At 28.1% G+C, this 3,047-nt stretch carries 4 protein-coding genes and 1 pseudogene; 1 reads left to right on the forward strand and 4 read right to left on the reverse strand.

Features of this window, described 5'->3' with window-relative positions; translation table 11 throughout:
* Positions 1–95: 95 nt before the first annotated feature.
* From ACH2CG_RS15550 to ACH2CG_RS15565, 4 genes and pseudogenes are all read right to left on the reverse strand, one after another.
* Positions 96–188: pseudogene (locus ACH2CG_RS15550) on the reverse strand (GTPase); the annotation flags it as partial.
* A gap of 121 nt (positions 189–309) precedes the next feature.
* The gene (locus ACH2CG_RS15555) at positions 310–729 is read right to left on the reverse strand and encodes a hypothetical protein (RefSeq protein WP_395066841.1); all 420 of its coding nucleotides are present in this window, start codon (positions 727–729) and stop codon (positions 310–312) included.
* Between the two features lie 11 nt (positions 730–740).
* Positions 741–1,511: a hypothetical protein gene (locus ACH2CG_RS15560; RefSeq protein ID WP_395066843.1), complete on the reverse strand. Its 771-nt coding sequence runs from the start codon at positions 1,509–1,511 to the stop codon at positions 741–743.
* 111 nt (positions 1,512–1,622) lie between these two features.
* On the reverse strand, positions 1,623–1,904 hold the full coding sequence (locus tag ACH2CG_RS15565; protein WP_395066845.1) for a hypothetical protein: 282 nt from the start codon (positions 1,902–1,904) through the stop codon (positions 1,623–1,625).
* Between the two features lie 220 nt (positions 1,905–2,124).
* On the opposite strand from ACH2CG_RS15565, the gene ACH2CG_RS15570 reads away from it, so the two are divergent.
* Positions 2,125–3,047: TonB-dependent receptor plug domain-containing protein (locus ACH2CG_RS15570; protein WP_395066847.1), on the forward strand; the 923-nt coding region annotated here is incomplete at its 3' end.

The raw sequence follows: 3,047 nt of genomic DNA on the forward strand, positions 1-3,047 counted from the left end.
GAAGATGGAAATGGAAATACTTATGGTAAAGATAAAAAATACGACGGAAATTCATTGAAAGTTGCGGCTAACTATGGTGTTAAAATAGGAAAAGATGGAAAGTTAGCACTTTGCGCTTTAGCATTAGATAAACAATTAAATAAAGTCGATTTTCCTACGTTTGGTAATCCTACAATTCCTGCTTTCATTTTATGCTGAATTTAGTTCAGTATCTTTCGATATGATTATTATTTTTAAAAGTCTGCAAATATAATCTTATTAATTGAAAGTTGGAAAGAATTAATTCATTAAGTAAATGCCTCCAAGCAATTATTTTTTCTTTAAAAACACTTTATAAAATCCTATAAATACTGTGGCAAATAAAGCAAGCATAATGATTTCGCTAACTTCTAACCAATAATAAGACAAGCAGAAAATAGTAGTATTGTATTGATTATTTTTATCTTCAAGTACTTTAACTTTTTCATTTTTATAAAATGAAGAATATAATACTCTTTTTCCGTCATAATATCTTATTGTATCTTTAGAATTTTTGTAATATTCTACACAAGGCGTTAGTTTAGTGTAAGTTGTTGTACCTCCATGTGTAGAAGTAGCAACAGTCACATTAACTTTTTCAAATCCTATTATTTTAGCATCATAAATTGTGTACTCTTTTAAGTTGTAATATTTAATACTTACAAACACCAAAATCAAAAAAAACACAATAAAAAAAGGTACTTTATTCATTAAAATTATAGTTAATGTTCTTCTTCGATGTCTTTAATAATCTGTTGTTCTTCATCGGTTGCAATTAATCCTGATGTATTCCAATAATCGGTTAGAATCGTATTTTTTTTATTGATTAAAGTTTTGTCTTTAAAAACATCACTTTCTTTAAACGAAAAATTTTGATCACTGAAATTTGTAATTACAAAGTAATTTCTGACCTCAATATTTGTAGTGCCTTTTTTATCTATTCTTTCAAAACCAATTTCTTCTCGAGAACTTGTCAAATAGTAATTGGAATTATCAAATTTGTAGATTGTTTTAAACATAGATTTATATATATTCTTAGATCCTATTGAAGTTTTATCTTTGTTTTTTGAAAGTACCGCAGGTGAAATATTGGCGCCTACTTCAATTATAACTTTCTTTTTCTTATCATAAATAATTGTAAAATCATCTAGTAAACCTTTGGCATTATCGGCAGGAATAATAGTCATTACATAATACTCTTTGTTAGCGCTGTAAGTTCTTATTAGAAAGTCGTAGTCTTTTTTAGCTTTTGGCTCAAGAATAGGATTTAGATATTTAAAATTATAATAATTTTGCATTATATCATCTAAGTTATAACCTAGTAAGTCTGCATTTACATTTTCATCAAGCAAGCCAAACGATCTGTTTTGTTCAACTAAAATATTTGTATTTATTTTTCTTGGAGCACCAGATATTTGAAAATTCATCAATCCATCATTATAATAGGAATAGGTTCCATTAAGTTTGAAAAATTCTCTTGAATATACTTTCAATCTAGAGGGAATTGTTAATTTATTTATTGAATTTTCAATTATAGATTTAAGTATTTTTTGAGGATGTTGTTTTGTAATTATTATTTCATCAAGATCGGTAATATTTTTTTTTTAAAAAACAATGTTTTCTTTCTCTTTTAAAGTTGACGATCTAATAGTGATTCCAACGTAAGATGTATGCGTTATTTGTATGTTTGAAATTCCATTTAAAACAAAAGTCGCTTCACCATTGGCATTGCTTAATAAAATTTGTTTTGATTTTAAAATCAATATTGAAGCATCTTCTATGGGCAAATTAGTTTCAAAATCTTTTAAAAGAATAGACTTTTCAACGTTTTGAGAAGAAACTATTGAAGAAAACAAGGATAAAAAAAGCAAAAAAAATTTTTTCATTAACCTGAAAATTTAAACAAACTTAGTAATAATTTCCTTGCAAAAAAAATATATCAAATTGACAACATGCATTTTATAAAAATAAAAAGCAAAATAAAACACGTATAAATTAAATATAAAATTGTTTATTAGTTGGTTGATACTTATTTAAAAAAAATGTTAATATTGAGCTATAAAAATATTATATTGCACCGATAATATAAACTAATCAAACGCATTTATGAAAAAAATTACACTATTGCTATTTTTAATTTGCATTACTAACGCATTTGCCCAAAAGCAAGTAAGTGGTACTGTAAAAGATGACGGTGGCGCAGCTCTTATTGGAGTAAACATTGTTGAAAAAGGAACTACAAATGGAGTCTCAACCGACTTAGATGGAGGTTTTAAAATTAAAGTTAAAGAAGGTGCTACATTAATTTTTAGCTATATTGGTTATCAAACTGTAGAAAAAAGTACAGCTAATGTTGCCACAGTAGATGTTGTATTGAGTGGCGGACAAGTTCTAGAGGAAGTTCAAGTTGTTGGTTCAAGAAATTCTAAAAGAACTGTTGTCAATTCTGCTGTTCCAATAGACGTCATTGATGTAAAAAGCGTTACAACACAAAGCGGAAAAATTGAAATTAATGAACTGCTACAATATGTAGCTCCATCATTTAATGCTAGTAAACAATCTGGTTCTGATGGTGCAGATCACGTTGATCCTGCATCTTTAAGAGGAATGGGTCCAGACCAAACACTGGTACTTATTAATGGTAAAAGAAGACATCAATCTTCCTTAATTAATTTATTTGGAACAAGAGGAAGAGGAAATACTGGAACCGATTTAAATGCTATTCCTGCTTCATCCATTAAAAGAATTGAAATTTTACGAGATGGTGCTGCTGCACAATATGGTTCAGATGCCATTGCTGGTGTTATAAATATTGTTTTAAATGATAATGTAAATGAACTAACTGGTGCAGTTTCCTATGGTGTATATGACACAAGAGCTCAAGGTGATTTTTTACCCGGAACACCTAATACTCCAGGCTATAGATTGGATGAAGATGGAAATGGAAATACTTATGGTAAAGATAAAAAATACGACGGAAATTCATTGAAAGTTGCGGCTAACTATGGTGTTAAAATAGGAAAAGATGG

It is taken from the genome of Flavobacterium sp. (assembly GCF_043778725.1).
Taxonomy (GTDB): Bacteria; Bacteroidota; Bacteroidia; order Flavobacteriales; family Flavobacteriaceae; genus Flavobacterium.